This window comes from Yersinia sp. J1 (assembly GCF_050586585.1).
GTDB lineage: Bacteria > Pseudomonadota > Gammaproteobacteria > Enterobacterales > Enterobacteriaceae > Yersinia > Yersinia entomophaga.
This window is the reverse complement of sequence record NZ_JBOBDP010000004.1, coordinates 145,539-162,806: the sequence shown is the minus strand read 5'-3', so window position 1 is coordinate 162,806 and position 17,268 is coordinate 145,539. Positions and strand designations below refer to the sequence as shown.

Below are 17,268 nucleotides of genomic sequence, written 5' to 3'. Positions count from 1 at the left end.
ATTTTTAATATCATATAGATAAATCATTTTTTGTGATCTGGATATATCTTAGGCCTATATTTGACCTCGGTATTCTTTCTCGCTAAGTTGGAAGTCCGCTGGAAGCTTTCTAGACGGGCAAACGTCTAGTCATAATTATGCAGTTATTTAAGACTCCCTCTTAAAACAAGTCATATACCACTTGTGAGACCATCACGAGAGGTCATTGACGGAGGGCGGAAAAGCAGATTTGCCGCGCCAGGCGCGCCTGTCAGCCCACCCGTCACCGTGAATTGTCCCTCGCAGTCGGTTGTGAGAGTCACGCAGAGCCTGGGGAGGTTCACTGATATGTTGTACGATAAATCCCAAGAGAAGGACAATTGCGGTTTTGGTCTCATCGCCCACATAGAAGGCGAACCAAGCCACAAGGTCGTGCGTACTGCAATACACGCGCTGGCCCGTATGCAACACCGTGGTGCTATTCTCGCTGATGGTAAAACTGGCGATGGCTGCGGTTTACTCTTACAAAAACCGGATCGTTTTTTCCGCATGGTCGCCGAAGAGCGCGGCTGGCGTTTGGCAAAAAATTACGCCGTTGGCATGATATTCCTTAGCCAAAACGATGAACTGGCTAACGCAAGCCGCCGCATCGTTGAAGAAGAGCTACAAAACGAAACCCTTTCCGTGGTGGGCTGGCGCGAAGTGCCGACCAACCCTGATGTTCTTGGTGAAATCGCCCTTTCCTCTCTGCCGCGTATCGAACAGATTTTTGTTAACGCTCCGGCCGGATGGCGCCCGCGCGATATGGAGCGCCGCCTGTTTGTCGCGCGTCGCCGTATCGAAAAACGCATCTCAGATTTAGATTTCTACGTTTGTAGCTTCTCCAATCTGGTGACGATCTATAAAGGCCTGTGTATGCCTGCGGATCTGCCACGTTTTTATCTGGATCTGGCAGATTTACGCCTCGAATCGGCCATTTGCCTGTTCCATCAGCGTTTTTCCACTAATACCGTGCCGCGCTGGCCGCTGGCTCAGCCGTTCCGCTATCTGGCGCACAACGGTGAAATCAATACTATTGCCGGTAACCGTCAGTGGGCGCGCGCTCGTGCCTATAAATTTAAAACACCGCTGATTCCCGATTTGCAGGACGCAGCGCCTTTCGTCAACGAAACCGGTTCAGACTCCAGCTCGCTGGATAATATGCTGGAATTGTTCCTCAGCGGCGGGATGGATCTGATCCGCGCTATGCGTTTGCTGGTACCACCGGCTTGGCAGAATAACCCGGATATGGATACCGACCTGCGTGCCTTCTTCGACTTTAACTCCATGCATATGGAGCCGTGGGATGGCCCAGCGGGTATCGTGATGTCTGACGGGCGCTACGCCGCCTGTAACCTCGACCGTAACGGTCTACGTCCGGCGCGCTACGTGATTACCAAAGACAAGCTGATTACCTGCGCTTCCGAAGTAGGGATCTGGGATTACCAGCCCGATGAAGTGGTAGAGAAAGGCCGCGTTGGCCCCGGCGAACTGATGGTGATCGACACTCGCAGCGGCAAGATCCTGCATTCAGCCGAAACCGATAACGATCTGAAAAGCCGCCATCCGTACAAAGAATGGATGGAAAAAAACGTTAAGCGCCTGGTGCCATTTGAGGACCTGCCGGAAGATCAGGTCGGAAGCCGCGAGCTGGATGATACTCAGCTCGAAACCTATCAAAAGCAATTCGGTTATACCAACGAAGAACTGGATCAAATCATCCGCGTATTGGGTGAAAACGGTCAGGAAGCGACAGGCTCAATGGGCGATGACACCCCATTTGCCGTGCTTTCCAGCGGCCCGCGCATTATTTATGACTATTTCCGCCAGCAGTTTGCGCAGGTTACCAACCCGCCTATCGATCCGCTGCGAGAAGCTCACGTGATGTCACTGGCGACCAGTATCGGCCGTGAAATGAACGTATTCTGCGAGGCCGAAGGTCAGGCGCACCGTTTGAGCTTTAAATCCCCGATTTTGCTGTATTCGGATTTCCAGCAGCTCACTACGCTGGAAGGCGAGTATTATCGCGCCGATCGGCTGGATCTGACGTTTGATCCGAGCCAGCAAGATCTGCAACAGCGCGTTTTATCACTGTGCGACGAAGCCGAGCGTAAAGTTCGCGATGGTGCCGTAATGCTGGTGCTCTCCGACCGCTCGATTTCCCAAACCCGTCTACCGGTGCCCGCACCAATGGCCGTGGGTGCGATTCAGACTCGATTAGTAGAAAAAAACCTGCGCTGCGATGCCAACATCATTGTTGAAACCGCCAGCGCCCGCGATCCGCATCACTTCGCCGTATTACTCGGCTTTGGTGCTACCGCTATCTATCCTTATTTAGCTTATGAATCATTGGCTAAATTGGTCGACACACAGGCTATAGATAAAAAGTACCGCGATGTGATGCTCAACTATCGCAACGGTATCAACAAAGGCTTGTATAAGATCATGTCCAAAATGGGCATCTCGACGATTGCGTCTTATCGCTGCGCCAAGTTGTTTGAAGCCGTAGGCCTGCACAAAGAGCTGTCTGAACTGTGTTTCCAGGGTGTGGTTAGCCGTATCGGAGGCGCTAACTTCAGCGATTTCCAGCAAGATCTGCAAAATCTCTCCAAACGAGCCTGGCTGAAGCGTAAGCCGTTGGATCAAGGCGGTTTACTCAAATTTGTCCATAATGGCGAATACCACGCGTATAACCCGGATGTGGTCAATACGTTGCAGAAAGCCGTTCACAGCGGTGAATACAGCGATTACGAAGCTTACTCAAAACTGGTTAACGAACGTCCAGTGGCTACGCTGCGCGATCTCTTGGCAATCAAGCCGCAAGGTACGCCGATCCCAGTAGATCAAGTGGAACCAGCAGAATCTCTCTTTACCCGTTTCGATACGGCGGCAATGTCTATCGGCGCGCTCAGTCCGGAAGCCCACGAATCATTGGCTATCGCTATGAATAGTTTGGGTGGATTCTCCAACTCCGGTGAAGGTGGCGAAGATCCGGTGCGCTATGGCACCAACAAAGTCTCGCGAATCAAACAGGTAGCATCTGGTCGTTTTGGTGTCACTCCGGCCTATCTGGTTAACGCCGATGTTATTCAGATCAAAGTAGCCCAAGGGGCAAAACCGGGCGAAGGCGGCCAGTTACCGGGTGATAAAGTTACGCCCTACATCGCTAAACTGCGCTATTCCGTACCCGGTGTGACGCTCATTTCGCCACCGCCGCACCACGATATTTACTCCATCGAAGATTTAGCACAGCTGATTTTCGATTTGAAACAGGTCAATCCGAAGGCAATGATTTCGGTGAAACTGGTTTCCGAGCCGGGAGTCGGCACTATCGCCACCGGCGTGGCCAAAGCCTATGCCGATTTAATTACCATCGCCGGTTACGACGGCGGCACTGGTGCCAGCCCGCTTTCATCAGTGAAGTACGCCGGTTGCCCGTGGGAACTGGGTCTGGTGGAAACGCAACAGGCACTGGTTGCTAACGGTCTGCGTCATAAAATCCGTTTACAGGTGGACGGCGGCCTGAAGACCGGCGTTGATATTGTCAAAGCCGCGATTCTGGGTGCAGAAAGCTTCGGTTTCGGCACGGGGCCTATGGTGGCTTTAGGCTGTAAATACCTACGTATTTGTCATCTGAATAACTGCGCCACCGGTGTAGCAACTCAGGACGAAAAACTGCGTCGCGATCACTACCACGGCCTGCCGGAGCGCGTAGTCAATTACTTCCAGTTTATCGCCAGAGAAACTCGCCAGATCATGGCCGAACTGGGCGTAAGCCAACTGGTTGATTTGATTGGTCGTACCGATATGTTGATCGAGTTGGATGGCATTTCCGCCAAGCAGAACAAGCTGGACTTGTCATCCTTGCTGGCCACAGCCAAACCGCATCCAGGCAAAGCGCTGTACTGTACCGAAAACAATCCCCCGTTCGATAAAGGCTCACTGAACAAAGCGTTGCTGGAACAGGCTGAACCGCATATTGAAGCCAAACAAAGCAAAACTTTCTACTTTGATATTCGCAACACCGATCGCTCGGTTGGTGCCGCACTGTCAGGGGCGATCGCCGCGAAGCATGGAGATCAAGGGCTGGCGACCGATCCGATCAAAGCGCATTTCTCCGGTACCGCCGGGCAGAGCTTTGGCGTATGGAATGCCGGCGGCGTTGAATTAACGCTAACCGGTGATGCCAACGACTACGTCGGCAAAGGCATGGCCGGCGGTCGCATTGCGGTTCGTCCTCCGGTAGGCTCGGCTTTCCGTAGCCATGAAGCCAGCATTGTCGGTAATACCTGTCTGTATGGCGCAACCGGCGGTAAGCTCTTCGCCGCAGGTCGCGCTGGTGAACGTTTCGCCGTGCGCAACTCCGGCGCTATCACCGTAGTTGAAGGTATCGGCGATAACGGCTGTGAATATATGACCGGCGGCATCGTCTGCGTGCTCGGTCGCACCGGTATCAACTTCGGTGCCGGTATGACCGGTGGATTCGCCTATGTATTGGACGAAGACGGCGAGTTCCGTAAACGCGTTAACCCTGAGTTGGTAGAAGTATTGGATGTCGATGAACTGGCTATCCATGAGGAACATCTGCGCGGGCTAATCACTGAACACGTTCAGTTGACCGGGTCCAGCCGTGGCGAGGAAATCCTGGCTAACTGGCCGGATTGGGTTAGTAAATTCGCCTTGGTGAAACCAAAATCCAGCGATGTGAAAGCACTGCTGGGCCACCGTAGCCGTTCCGCAGCTGAGCTGCGGGTTCAAGCGCAGTAAGGGGTTAAAATGAGTCAGAATGTTTATCAATTTATCGACTTACAGCGCGTTGATCCGCCGAAAAAACCGCTGAAGATCCGTAAAATAGAATTTGTAGAGATTTACGAACCGTTCTCGGAAACCCAGGCAAAAGCACAGGCAGACCGCTGCTTATCCTGCGGTAATCCTTACTGTGAATGGAAATGTCCGGTACATAACTACATCCCAAATTGGCTGAAACTGGCCAACGAAGGACGCATTATGGAAGCCGCGGATTTGGCACATCAGACCAATAGTCTCCCGGAAGTCTGCGGGCGGGTTTGTCCGCAAGATCGTCTATGCGAAGGTTCCTGTACGCTAAACGACGAGTTCGGTGCGGTGACCATCGGTAATATCGAACGTTATATCAGCGATAAAGCCATAGAAATGGGCTGGAAGCCGGATATGTCACACGTCCATCCAACCGGTAAGCGCGTGGCTATCATCGGCGCAGGTCCTGCCGGGCTAGCCTGTGCTGATGTGTTGACCCGCAACGGCGTACAAGCGGTAGTTTTCGATCGTCATCCTGAAATCGGCGGTCTGCTGACCTTTGGTATTCCAGCCTTCAAGCTGGAAAAAGAAGTGATGATCAAACGGCGCAAGATCTTCTCCGAAATGGGCATTGAGTTTCGACTGAATACCGAAATCGGCAAAGACGTGGCGATGGAAACTCTGCTTAACGATTACGATGCGGTATTCCTCGGCGTGGGAACTTATCAGTCGATGCGCGGCGGATTAGAAAACGAAGGGGCAGCTGGCGTCTACGATGCGCTGCCGTTCCTGATTGCCAATACCAAGCAACTCATGGGTTACGCGGCAACCTCGGACGAACCTTACGTGAATATGGAAGGTAAACGCGTGGTGGTTCTGGGCGGAGGAGATACCGCAATGGACTGCGTGCGCACCTCAATCCGTCAGGGCGCAACGCACGTTACCTGCGCCTATCGCCGTGATGAAGTGAACATGCCGGGTTCCAAACGAGAAGTAAAAAATGCTCGTGAGGAAGGCGTCGAATTCAAATTCAATCTGCAACCGCTCAGTATTGAAGTAAACGATGCGGGTAAAGTTTGCGGCGTGAAAATGGTTCGCACCCAATTGGGTGCACCGGATGCGCAAGGCCGCCGTCAGGCTGAACATATTGCCGGTTCTGAGCACATTTTGGATGCCGATGCGGTGGTGACTGCCTTCGGTTTCCGTCCACATAATATGGAATGGTTAGCCGCTCACGCTGTCAATCTGGATAAACAGGGGCGTGTAGTCGCGCCAGAAAGCGCCGATAACGCCTTCCAGACCAGCAACCCAAAAATCTTTGCCGGCGGCGATATTGTCCGAGGCTCAGACTTGGTGGTCACCGCTATTGCCGAAGGCCGTAAAGCAGCCGAAGGGATTATGGGGTATCTGGAAGTCTGAATTTGTCAGTAGGTAGGCAGAAATACACTAAAAGGGCTGATATTCAGCCCTTTGTTATTTCACTCTCATATAAATGGCGAGCCATCATTTGTGGGTAACCATATATCAAATTGAAGTCTTCAATCAGCTCACCGAATCAGGTAACTAATCCTTGGGAAAAATGATTTTACCCTGATCGTCTGAAGGGCTGACTTTCTCAGAGATATGTAGAATTTCGGTCCTTTTACCCGGAATCGGTAATAAACTAAGTGAACCATTGAAAATACCTGAGAAATAGGCCTTACCACCAATCATACGCTCACCGATATTCACTCTATCTTCTGCTAATAACTCTATTTCACGATTATCTGAACCTTGAATACGCTCAAATGTCATTTCTTTTGCCTTAACAATCGCATGTTCTGCAAAATTGAGCTCACCTAATGTTATGTTTTCTTTTGCTGTCATCTTAATATTTGTAGCATTCACCGAGGCATCACTCCTGGTTTTGGTAATACTTTTTCCAGCACTCATAATGACCTTCTGTCTAGCACTTAGGCCGTTGGTAGAGATATCGCCAGACATACTAGCCAGATAAACATTGCCTCCAGAAATAGAACCTTCTGTGACTAAATTATCGACTGGTGCTAAATTTATTGTTCCGTTGGCCTCAAGAGCAGTGGCATTTAACTTACCAAAAGTCTTCATGGTAATATCTTGCTCAGCTCTAATATCTTTAACAAGCAGTGGATTTCTGGAACCACTACGATATTTAACCGAGTTGATGCCGCTGTCAGCGTTTGCTACAAAACCGCTAGATGCAGAATTTACAACACCTTTTAAGGTATCGGTTTTATTGAAATGGTTCTCTAAATAATAATCACCTCCTTTCGTCATTTCATTACCTACAGTGATAGTTTTCGCTATAATTTCTGCCCCTGCGTTACTGCTTTGTACTACGCTACCCTCGCTATTTAATACAACATCTTTTGCATTGATCATGCTTTTAATATTAGTTGAAATACCCGAATTAAGATCAATAGTCCCATTAGGGCTATTCAAACTTCCCGCCAAATGCTCAACACTCTCGCCAATCAATTTAATTCGACCATTATTACTTTCTACGACACCAGCATTAATCACATTTCTATTTACCACGGAATACCGCGCATATGGCGCTTCCGGTATTAATCTAATATTTGAGAATGCGTGCCTTTTATCTTGATTATTCCAAGATGCTGTATCAACTTTTACCGACATGCCACTATCTCCAACTGATAGTGTCATGTCATCGCCAGCAGCCAATAACACTTCATTTCCTGAATCAATAACGCCTTCATTACCAACAGCAGCTCCCATCATCACAACATTATCTTTCGCTGTGATTTTTCCCAGGTTAACAACCAAGCCACCACGAGCGTCCCCAGAAAATGCGATATTTCCACCAGGTGTAGCCATAAAATTATCATTAGTGGAATTCAAGCTAGACAGAACCAAGCTACCTACATCAATTTTGGCACCGTCGGTAATGGTAACGCCGCGCGGATTAACGACGAAAACCTGTCCGTTAGACAATAAATTACCTTGAATGTAAGTTTCAAATTGTTCGTGAACCCGATTTAAAACAGCGGAATTAGTATTAGGTTGTTCAAACTTAACGGTTTCACCTGGTGCTATACCGAAGTTAGTCCAATCAATTACCGCTCTGTCACTATTCTGCGTAATAATAGTAGTATTCTCAGGGCTTTTTTCACCAATAATTGCATTACCCGCAGTGACTTCCCCAACGCCTAATGCATAAACTTGGCCACTTAATATAAAGCTAATACAAACGGCTAGAGGTTTGGCTATTCTATTACTTTTCATGATAACTCCTTTATATGCAGCAATATCTATCCCTGATTAGAGATAGCCCCGCGAAATAATCGCGTAAGATGTTTATATAAAAATAAATGTCAACTCAGATGATAATTAAAAATAAATAACACAACCAATTTATTCATAAAAATATGATTTAAGTGAAAACATGGTTATTATGAAATTATTATTAGAAATTAATCGAACCGGTTAACCACCATCGGCCACGATCGGTAGCGCCAAGTAAATTATCTACTGCGCCAGCCCGTCTGGCATAAGTAATATCAATGTTTCCTCGATCGTGCTGATAAGTCAGCCCTGCTCCATAACCTTGTAATAAAACATGATTAGATTGACCGATTCCTTTATTTGCCAGTAAAGAGCCTTGGGCGTAATCATAGAAAGCATGAGTACTGATTCCAGGATATAACGTAGTTAGATCCAGGCGTAATGCTGGGGATAGGGAAAAACCTCGGTCTACGCTAATCGTATTCACATCATAAGCTCGGACAATCGATGGACCACCTAGCGCCATTTTTTCCACGCCGTCCATATTCTGATGACTAAATTGCCCGGAGGCACGCAGACTAGCGCCAAAATAATCGTTGAGTCGCTGTAATCCCATACCCTGGGCTTCCCACTTCCAAAATTCCCCACGGTTAGGATTATCTTGCTGCGCATCCCTTAACTTTCCACGAGTTAATCCTGCACGATAGTTAAAAATATTAGGTTGTCCAAACCATCGGTGACGAAAGTCCCCATTGAGACTCAAACTTATAGAGTCTTGCTCACGGTGAGAAATGAAGGTCAATATTTTATCCCTCATCCACTTATAATCCCCCTGTACACCCAGAGATAAATTATTGCCCGCAGTACGGATAACCGGCCAAGAGCTATAAATCGAGAGCACATCAGCATTACTGTCGATAAAACCGGTAAATCTTCCCCCCGGCTGCGACTCAACCCGACTATAAGAAATACCGCCCCGTGCGCCTTGATAACCTAAGGGTAAATCATAGGCAATATTGCCCAGGATAGTTTTGGCATCATTGGAATCTTTATTTTGCAGGAACTGAGGAACATAGAGCACCATTCCCTGTAAGCGATCCGCCGATCCTGTTGGGTTATTAATGGTCATTCGAGCAAAAGTCCGGATGCGGCCGGAATAACGCCCCCCATGATTATCCATCATCAAACGTCCGCTAATCACTGGCTCTGATGCCACGCTCACGCTCAGCTGCGAGCTCCCTACCTGTTCACCCGGTGATAATATTGAAGTTAATGGCCCGATTCCTGGCTGATCCCCTAAGCGCAGCAGCGCGCTTTCCATTTGACTAATATCTTCAGGTTGCTTATTCCCTGCCTGTAGGAATTTATTTATCAAACTATCGCGCACGTTAGATTGATTGTTGTGTAGATGAATTTTCTCTAACTGCCCTTGCACCACCTGAATATAAACATGACCTTCAGTAATATCTTGTTCTGGCAAATAAGCAAAACTAAGAAGGTCGCCACTTTTGCGCATTATCCTTTCTATTTCCAATGGAATAGCCTGTAGCTGGGATAAGCTCATATTCTGATTCTGTCGCGCGGCTAATAGCGTATTTACTTGTTCCCGATAGCGCTCCGGTAAAGATTTCACACCTAGCGTTGCCACTCGCAGCATTTGCCCCGTGTCGCTTTTCGAATTGGATTTTTCGCGTTGGTCAATGACTGGTTTCTGCTGCACCCTCGTTGTTTCTTGGGACAATAGTTGTTCATTATCTTGTAAAATAGCCGCGCTACCTGTAACGACTCCTGATAAAGACGGGGTATTTGCCCAACTTTTCTGATTCAAACCTAATAACACGAAATAAAATAAAAAGTAATGAATAGAGTGAGTAATAAATCTATTATTTTCGCGCATGGGAGAATATCCAGTCATATTATAAGTTCCTTTTAAATGCGCATTATCACTCCTTGCATTCCAATTAATGACATTGATAGATATTAATCATATAAATATCCATACTAGATCTCATCAAAGTTAACAATGGATGCTTTGCGTTTTAATATTTAAATAAATAATATCATTTCAACGTAGCCACATCATTAACTCACTACTTAATGACAATTTCAATTAATTAACCGCAGCAAGCTTTAATTAAGAATATTCTGCACTAAAATATTTACTATATAAATATAAGCAATGAAACACAATGTAATACATATAAATAAAATTTGTATCATGAAATTAAACATGGGTTTTTGTTATGTATTTAAAAATAATTACCAGCATGATTCGGATGGGAAATAAAAATTAATAATATTATCAAATGAATAGGGTAGAAAAATAAAAAAATTGTAACAATCAAGTCAACTATATTCATCGCGATCTATACATAAATAGCTATAATGACTGACTTATCTTCGTGTAAGCGCAGATATTGGCACAGGTTAGCTATTGAACAAATAAATTATTTTAATTTGTTATAGTTACAACCCGTTATTTTGATCAAGGATATCGATGATGAAAACCCCTTTGCTATTACTCGCCGGTGGTTTACTGGTCACCAGTTTCAGTTCTCTGGCTATGTCACTGAATTATCAGGAAGTAGGCTACAACATTGAAGCACGAGGAGCCAAAGCGGTAGTAGCAGAACTGGCTAAATCCGGGCAACTGTCGGCGGTAGAAAATAATATCAAGCTGGGTGATGATAACTGGATTGCGATGGCGCCGAAGCTAGTAGAAGGTGGGAATCAGAAATTTGCGCAAGGCGTTAAATCAGCACTGTCTTCAGCCCTGATTTATAATCCAGCGGCGGTCTTGAAGGCAGTAGGCGATAGCCATTCGTTAACTTTGTCCGACGTCTGTACTGCTCCGACTGATGCAACAGATAGCACCGCCAAAATCAACTTCAAACAACGGGCTTCCAGAACTCTATCGACTATCAGAAATAGCGATATGATGACCACGCGGGATAGTTGCATCGCCGAATTGCAGAAGCTGTCTTAACGATCGGCTTTTGAGCCAGAAACAACAAGGGCGGCCTAAGCCGCCCTATAATAATACGCAGAACACTCGGATTATTATTTCACAACCCGTAATGCAGGCCGTCCACCCCGTGGAGGCTGCGGAGGCTCATCATCCGGTTTGCTGCTGTCCAGCTTTGCCTGAGTCTCATCGGTGACCAGCACCAGGCTTTCGCTCGGCGCGTTTTCTTCGTTCTGGTCATCCATCTCGGCAAAATAACCTTCTGCGTCGGCATCATAAGCCGCTTCAGGTTCAAACATCGTACCCGCGCCGTTTTCTCTGGCATAAATAGCCAGAACTGCGCCCATAGGTACAACAACCTGACGAGGTACACCGCCAAAACGGGCATTGAAACGGACATCTTCATTACCCAGTTCCAGATTACCCACCGCCCGCGGCGCGACATTCAATACAATTTGACCATCACGGGCAAATTCCATTGGAACCTCTACGTCGGGCAGCGTCACATCTACCACTAGATGCGGTGTAAGCTCGTTATCAATCAGCCAATCATAAAATGCGCGCAGCAGGTAAGGACGGCGCGGAGACATATCTGACATCTCCATAACCATTAACCTTGAATGCGCAAACGCATTTCGCGCTCAGGTTCAGTCAGCGAGGCCAGGAATGCATCACGTTCGAACACGCGAGTCATGTAGCCTTTCAATTCTTTTGAACCAGCGCCGCTCAGCTCAATACCCAGTTCAGGTAAACGCCACAGCAGCGGTGCCAGGTAACAGTCAACCAAGCTAAATTCTTCGCTCATGAAATAAGGCGTCTGACCAAAGATTGGAGCAATGGCCAACAGCTCTTCGCGCAGCTGGCGACGGGCTGATTCTGCTTCCTGACCGGTTTTTTGCTCGATTTTGTACATCAGTGAATACCAGTTTTTCTCGATACGCAGCATCATCAAACGGCTTTCACCACGGGCAACCGGATACACAGGCATTAATGGAGGATGCGGGAAGCGCTCATCAAGGTATTCCATGATGATACGGGATTCATACAGAGTCAGCTCGCGATCGACCAGCGTAGGTACCGTTTGGTACGGGTTGAGGTCAATCAGGTCCTGCGGCAGGTTATCCATCTCAACCTGCTCAATCTCAACGCTGACACCTTTCTCCGCCAGTACGATACGTACTTGATGGCTAAAAATGTCGGTCGGGCCAGAGAACAGCGTCATTACCGAACGTTTGTTGGCAGCGACAGCCATGAAAACCTCCAAGTTTATCTAGAAAACAGTGCGAATAGCCAACACAACGGTTGCTATCCTGAGTAGTTTTACCGCCAGTTCACTGTCTCGACCAATACGCCGTTAATAAGCCTTGGTCGAGATAATCATTCAGCCAGGGAGATAAACGGACGTCAGCAGCTCGGCGAACAGGCACAAAAGTGTGTGATAGTTTACCAGATTTTGCTTGTTTTGTGGGGATGGTGCAGTGATTTCATGGTGATTTGTCTGACGACTCGCAGTTTAGACCGCATAATCGCAGCCCCCAATAGGGATTACTCGAATTTTAGGCATAAAAAAACCCGGTGAGGCACCGGGTTTTTAGCATTAATATGATGCCGTAAAGGCAAAAAATTAACGTTTGGAGAACTGTGGACGACGACGTGCTTTACGCAGACCCACTTTCTTACGCTCAACTTCACGCGCATCACGCGTTACGAAGCCAGCTTTACGCAGTTCACCACGCAGAGACTCGTCATACTCCATCAGTGCACGGGTGATACCGTGACGGATAGCGCCAGCCTGACCAGAAATACCACCACCTTTAACAGTGATGTACAGGTCAAACTTACCAACCATATCTAACAGTACCAGAGGCTGCATAACGACCATGCGGCCAGTCTCGCGACCGAAGTACTGTTCGATGCTACGTTGGTTAATAACGATGTTACCGCTACCCGGCTTAATAAAGACGCGTGCGGAAGAACTTTTGCGGCGACCAGTGCCGTAGTATTGATTTTCAGCCATTGCCATAATCCCGATTAAATGTCCAGAACTTGCGGTTGCTGTGCCGCATGGGTGTGCTCAGTGCCCGCGTAAACTTTCAGTTTACGGAACATTGCACGACCCAGCGGGCCCTTCGGCAGCATGCCTTTAACCGCGATTTCAATCACACGCTCAGGACGGCGGGCAATCATCTCTTCAAAGGTCGCTTGTTTGATACCACCGATGTGACCGGTGTGATGGTAATAAATCTTGTCTGTACGCTTGTTGCCGGTTACAGCAACTTTATCTGCGTTCAGAACGATGATGTAATCACCAGTATCAACGTGCGGGGTGTATTCCGCTTTATGCTTGCCGCGCAGGCGACGAGCCAGTTCAGTAGCGAGGCGACCTAAGGTCTTACCGTTCGCGTCAACAACATACCAGTCGCGTTTTACGGTTTCTGGTTTAGCTGTGAAAGTTTTCATTAAAAGCTTACCCAATTATAAGTTACACGTTGGTGAACACCCAAACGCTCAAATCAACAGTTGAGGCTCACACGACCATCAAGTCCAGCAAACCTACCCCTTCGAATAGCCTATGCTGGCACTATAAAGTTTTTGGGAAAAAAACTTTATTGTAACGTGGGGTCGCAAGATTATAGAGAAGTCGGTTGCAAAGATCGAACTGTTTTTGGCGTGAGAAGCATAAAATTACAGGTGTTCAATCGGGCGATCAACGATCGCCCTGGCGCAGAATAGCATGTTTAACCAGCAATGTGCGAGCAACGACGTCAATATACTGCAACCTGACGTTTTACGGCAGATGAGGCAGTTTAAGGTACTCTTCGCTCTGCATCTCTTGTAGGCGCGATAAACAGCGTTGATACTCGAATTTTAAGCGTTCCCCCTGATAAATTTCAAACATCGATGCTTCTGCAGAGATAATTAACTTCACTCGACGTTCGTAAAACTCATCAACCAACGCTAAAAACCGGCGTGCAGCATTTTCTTCCTTTGCCGTCATCAGGCGCAAATTGTGAAGTAATACCGTGTGATACTCGCGGGACAGCGCTATGTAATCCAACTGACTGCGAGCTTCTTCACATAATGTATGGAAATCTACCGCCAGCACGCCATCAGCAGCGCTAATAGCTGCCAGCGGGCGATGATTAATCTCCAAAACCGGCTTTTCTTCCCCCACTTTCCCCGCCAGTTTAATAAACATCTGACGCATATTTTGTTCGGTTTGCGGGTTTAACGGCGTGAGATACAAGTGTGCCTGCGTGAGTGTCCGTAACCGATAATCAATACCGGCATCGACGTTCATCACTTCGCAATATTCTTTAATCAGGGCAATAGCGGGAATGAAGCGCGCTCGCTGTAAACCGTTTTGATAGAGATTGTCCGGCGGTATGTTAGAGGTGGCAATCAACGTGATACCGCGAGCAAACAGAGCCTGCAGCAGCGTAGCCAGCAGCATGGCGTCGGTGATATCCGAAACAAAGAATTCATCAAAGCACAACACATCGGTTTGAGCTTTAAATCCGTCGGCAATTATTTCCAGCGGATTTTCATGGCCTTGCAGTTCGGCCAATTCCTGATGAACCCGCAGCATAAAGCGATGAAAATGCAGCCGAAGCTTACGATCGCCGGGCAAACTGTGGAAAAACAGATCCATTAGCCAGGTTTTTCCGCGCCCAACGCCGCCCCACATATATAACCCCTGTACTGGGGGAGTGACCGCTAAAGCGTGGTTTCTTCCTAATAAACGACTCAGGCGACCACGCAGACCCAGCGTGGGTGTCGGCCGATTTGCCCGCTCACACAAAGCCAAATAAATCTGTTCCAGTTGCTCAACCGCTTGACGCTGAACCTCGTCGGGCTGATATTCTCCAGCGGCTAAAGCCTGCTGATAACGTGCTGTAGGTGTACTAGGTTGCATGTTTTTCAACAATCCCTGATAAAATATTTATCTGTTTTTCGCTGCGCTTTTATGCTGATTTATCTGGTAATCGACGCATTTAACGACGGTAATGCCATCGGAAAAAGTATGATAACCATAGGCAAAGTTGCATCAGGATTCCACTCTGACAAGGTTAACGGTTATAGTGGGTATTATTAGTGAAAAAGCCCTACCGAACAATGAAGTCAAAAAAGGAGTCATTATGACCTGGGAGTATGCGCTTATTGGATTAGTTGTTGGTATCGCCATCGGTGCGGTAGCCATGCGCTTTGGCAATCGTAAATTGCGTCAGCAGCAAGTGCTGCAAAACGAACTGGAAAAGAGCAAATCCGATCTGGAAGAATATCGTCAGGAGTTGGTTGGTCATTTCGCCCGCAGTGCGGAATTGCTGGACAATATGGCTCGTGACTATCGTCAGCTGTATCAGCACATGGCGAAAAGCTCGAATAACCTGCTGCCTGATTTACCAATGCAGGACAACCCGTTCCGCTACCGTTTGACCGAATCCGAAGCGGATAACGATCAGGCACCGGTAAAAATGCCGCCGCGCGATTATTCCGAAGGGGCGTCCGGTTTGCTGCGTCCTGAACATCAAACCCGCGATTAATCTGACCTATCAATATGTTGTCCAGATAGCGCACTCCCCCGCGCTATCTGGTTATCTTTAATTTACCCTTCTTTTACAGTTCTATACTTACCACTCCTTGAATCACCGACCCCCGATCCCTATATGATGGAATATCACGTGGTCGCTTCTGGCGGTAATCGCAGTAGCTTTTTGAAATAAGTGAATTTTTTACCGGTCCAACGGTCTTAGCTTTCAGTGGGCCTATGCCGCAATATCACTAATTCATTCACCGTTAGGTATTGAGAGAGTTTAATCCAATGAAAAAAAAGTCATTACTTCTTAGTGCACTAGCTATAAGCGTTGGCCTTAGCCTTGCCGCTGCACCGGCGGTTACCGCAGCCCCCTTGCCAATGGCCGTCGCCGGACAACCTTTGCCAAGCCTTGCACCAATGTTAGAAAAAGTCCTGCCAGCGGTAGTCAGTGTCCATGTGACCGGCACTCAAGCGCAGCAACAGCGTTTACCGGAAGAGTTTAAATTCTTCTTCGGCCCGAATGCGCCGATGAGCAAAGAAAGCATCCGACCGTTTGAAGGCCTGGGCTCAGGCGTGATTATTAACGCCGAGAAAGGCTATGTGCTGACTAATAATCACGTTATCAATAATGCAGATAAAATCCGCGTTCAGTTGAATGATGGCCGTGAATATGATGCCAAACTGCTGGGGCGCGATGAGCAAACCGATATTGCTCTGTTACAGATTACGGATGCCAAAAACCTGAAAGCGATTCCTATCGCAGATTCAGACAATCTGCGAGTTGGTGATTTCGCCGTTGCGGTCGGTAACCCATTCGGTTTAGGCCAGACTGCAACATCCGGTATTATTTCCGCTCTGGGCCGCAGTGGCCTGAATCTGGAAGGGCTGGAAAACTTTATTCAAACCGATGCTTCTATCAACCGGGGTAATTCCGGCGGCGCGCTGGTTAACCTGAACGGCGAACTTATCGGGATTAACACGGCCATTCTGGCTCCGGGCGGCGGTAACATCGGGATCGGCTTTGCCATTCCGAGCAATATGGCGCAAAACCTAAGCCAGCAACTGATTGAGTTTGGTGAAGTCAAACGCGGCGTTTTAGGTATTAAAGGCAGTGAAATGACCGCCGACATGGCCAAAGCCTTTAATATCGACGCGCAGCGTGGCGCATTCGTCAGCGAAGTTATGCCGAAATCTGCTGCGGCGAAAGCCGGTATTAAAGCCGGTGACGTATTGGTTTCTGTGGATGGCAAGCCAATTAACAGCTTCGCCGAGCTTCGCGCTAAAGTCGGAACGACCGGGCCGGGTAAAACCATCAAAGTTGGCTTACTGCGCGACGGCAAACCGCTGGAAGTCTCGGTAACGCTGGAAAACAGCAACCCGACCTCCACCAGCGCCGAAACCCTGTCTTCATCATTACAGGGTGCGTCTTTGAGCAACACCGAAATTAAAGGCGTAGGCAAAGGCGTTAAAGTCGATAACGTCGCTAAAGGTTCCCCAGCTGCACAGGCCGGGTTACAGAAAGATGATGTGATCATCGGTATCAACCGTCAGCAAACTAAAGATATCAGCGAGTTACGGAAAGCGCTGGCAACTAAACCTGCGGTGATGGCGTTGAATATCATCCGCGGCAACGAAACCATTTATCTATTATTACGTTAATTTGTAGAAAAATCGGACACAGCACAATGCTGTGTCCGGTTAACTCATG

The 17,268-nt window shown here is 47.9% G+C and carries 12 protein-coding genes; 5 read left to right on the top strand and 7 right to left on the bottom strand.

The window, feature by feature from the left end; all coding sequences use genetic code 11:
• The first annotated feature begins 327 nt into the window (after positions 1 to 327).
• Together gltB and ACQ4OC_RS09200 are read left to right on the top strand one after the other, a co-directional pair.
• A complete protein-coding gene (gene gltB / locus ACQ4OC_RS09205; RefSeq protein ID WP_064515327.1) occupies positions 328 to 4,785 on the top strand; it encodes a glutamate synthase large subunit in 4,458 nt (1,485 codons plus the stop codon).
• 9 nt (positions 4,786 to 4,794) lie between these two features.
• Positions 4,795 to 6,213, top strand: coding sequence for a glutamate synthase small subunit (locus ACQ4OC_RS09200; RefSeq protein WP_064515329.1), 1,419 nt, complete (start codon positions 4,795 to 4,797; stop codon positions 6,211 to 6,213).
• A 144-nt stretch (positions 6,214 to 6,357) separates the two neighbouring features.
• Here the strand turns inward: ACQ4OC_RS09200 and ACQ4OC_RS09195 are convergent, their stop codons facing one another.
• Together ACQ4OC_RS09195 and ACQ4OC_RS09190 are read right to left on the bottom strand one after the other, a co-directional pair.
• The gene (locus ACQ4OC_RS09195; protein WP_430971112.1) at positions 6,358 to 8,058 is read right to left on the bottom strand and encodes a filamentous hemagglutinin N-terminal domain-containing protein; all 1,701 of its coding nucleotides are present in this window, start codon (positions 8,056 to 8,058) and stop codon (positions 6,358 to 6,360) included.
• 181 nt (positions 8,059 to 8,239) lie between these two features.
• The gene (locus ACQ4OC_RS09190; RefSeq protein ID WP_158513761.1) at positions 8,240 to 9,778 is read right to left on the bottom strand and encodes a ShlB/FhaC/HecB family hemolysin secretion/activation protein; all 1,539 of its coding nucleotides are present in this window, start codon (positions 9,776 to 9,778) and stop codon (positions 8,240 to 8,242) included.
• A gap of 780 nt (positions 9,779 to 10,558) precedes the next feature.
• Here ACQ4OC_RS09190 and ACQ4OC_RS09185 point away from each other — a divergent pair.
• Complete coding sequence (locus ACQ4OC_RS09185; RefSeq protein ID WP_064515334.1) at positions 10,559 to 11,044, top strand: hypothetical protein; 486 nt, start codon at positions 10,559 to 10,561, stop codon at positions 11,042 to 11,044.
• A gap of 74 nt (positions 11,045 to 11,118) precedes the next feature.
• On the opposite strand, the gene sspB is transcribed toward ACQ4OC_RS09185, so the two are convergent.
• The 5 genes from sspB to zapE form a co-directional block, all read right to left on the bottom strand.
• Complete coding sequence (sspB, locus tag ACQ4OC_RS09180) at positions 11,119 to 11,628, bottom strand: ClpXP protease specificity-enhancing factor (protein WP_064515336.1); 510 nt, start codon at positions 11,626 to 11,628, stop codon at positions 11,119 to 11,121.
• A 5-nt stretch (positions 11,629 to 11,633) separates the two neighbouring features.
• Positions 11,634 to 12,275, bottom strand: a complete 642-nt coding sequence (gene sspA / locus ACQ4OC_RS09175) for a stringent starvation protein SspA (protein WP_049597875.1) — start codon at positions 12,273 to 12,275, stop codon at positions 11,634 to 11,636.
• Positions 12,276 to 12,647: 372 nt separating this feature from the next.
• Positions 12,648 to 13,040: a 30S ribosomal protein S9 gene (rpsI, locus tag ACQ4OC_RS09170; RefSeq protein ID WP_038241165.1), complete on the bottom strand. Its 393-nt coding sequence runs from the start codon at positions 13,038 to 13,040 to the stop codon at positions 12,648 to 12,650.
• 14 nt (positions 13,041 to 13,054) lie between these two features.
• On the bottom strand, positions 13,055 to 13,483 hold the full coding sequence (gene rplM, locus ACQ4OC_RS09165; RefSeq protein ID WP_049597880.1) for a 50S ribosomal protein L13: 429 nt from the start codon (positions 13,481 to 13,483) through the stop codon (positions 13,055 to 13,057).
• A gap of 328 nt (positions 13,484 to 13,811) precedes the next feature.
• Positions 13,812 to 14,939 (bottom strand): cell division protein ZapE, encoded by a 1,128-nt coding sequence (gene zapE / locus ACQ4OC_RS09160; protein WP_064515338.1) that lies wholly within the window; start codon positions 14,937 to 14,939, stop codon positions 13,812 to 13,814.
• A gap of 223 nt (positions 14,940 to 15,162) precedes the next feature.
• On the opposite strand from zapE, the gene zapG reads away from it, so the two are divergent.
• Both zapG and degQ read left to right on the top strand, forming a co-directional pair.
• Positions 15,163 to 15,567 carry a Z-ring associated protein ZapG gene (gene zapG / locus ACQ4OC_RS09155; protein WP_049597883.1) on the top strand — a complete coding sequence of 135 codons (405 nt, stop codon included), beginning with the start codon at positions 15,163 to 15,165 and terminating at the stop codon, positions 15,565 to 15,567.
• Between the two features lie 278 nt (positions 15,568 to 15,845).
• Positions 15,846 to 17,219: a serine endoprotease DegQ gene (gene degQ / locus ACQ4OC_RS09150; protein ID WP_120805669.1), complete on the top strand. Its 1,374-nt coding sequence runs from the start codon at positions 15,846 to 15,848 to the stop codon at positions 17,217 to 17,219.
• The last annotated feature ends 49 nt before the right edge of the window (positions 17,220 to 17,268 follow it).

Excerpts from the sequence above, each read along its gene's own strand:
- gltB (WP_064515327.1), top strand. The coding sequence starts at position 328 with ATGTTGTACGATAAATCCCAAGAGAAGGACAATTGCGGTTTTGGTCTC.
- ACQ4OC_RS09200 (WP_064515329.1), top strand. The coding sequence starts at position 4,795 with ATGAGTCAGAATGTTTATCAATTTATCGACTTACAGCGCGTTGATCCG.
- ACQ4OC_RS09195 (WP_430971112.1), bottom strand. The coding sequence starts at position 8,058 with ATGAAAAGTAATAGAATAGCCAAACCTCTAGCCGTTTGTATTAGCTTT.
- ACQ4OC_RS09185 (WP_064515334.1), top strand. The coding sequence starts at position 10,559 with ATGAAAACCCCTTTGCTATTACTCGCCGGTGGTTTACTGGTCACCAGT.
- sspB (WP_064515336.1), bottom strand. The coding sequence starts at position 11,628 with ATGGAGATGTCAGATATGTCTCCGCGCCGTCCTTACCTGCTGCGCGCA.
- sspA (WP_049597875.1), bottom strand. The coding sequence starts at position 12,275 with ATGGCTGTCGCTGCCAACAAACGTTCGGTAATGACGCTGTTCTCTGGC.
- rpsI (WP_038241165.1), bottom strand. The coding sequence starts at position 13,040 with ATGGCTGAAAATCAATACTACGGCACTGGTCGCCGCAAAAGTTCTTCC.
- rplM (WP_049597880.1), bottom strand. The coding sequence starts at position 13,483 with ATGAAAACTTTCACAGCTAAACCAGAAACCGTAAAACGCGACTGGTAT.
- zapE (WP_064515338.1), bottom strand. The coding sequence starts at position 14,939 with ATGCAACCTAGTACACCTACAGCACGTTATCAGCAGGCTTTAGCCGCT.
- zapG (WP_049597883.1), top strand. The coding sequence starts at position 15,163 with ATGACCTGGGAGTATGCGCTTATTGGATTAGTTGTTGGTATCGCCATC.
- degQ (WP_120805669.1), top strand. The coding sequence starts at position 15,846 with ATGAAAAAAAAGTCATTACTTCTTAGTGCACTAGCTATAAGCGTTGGC.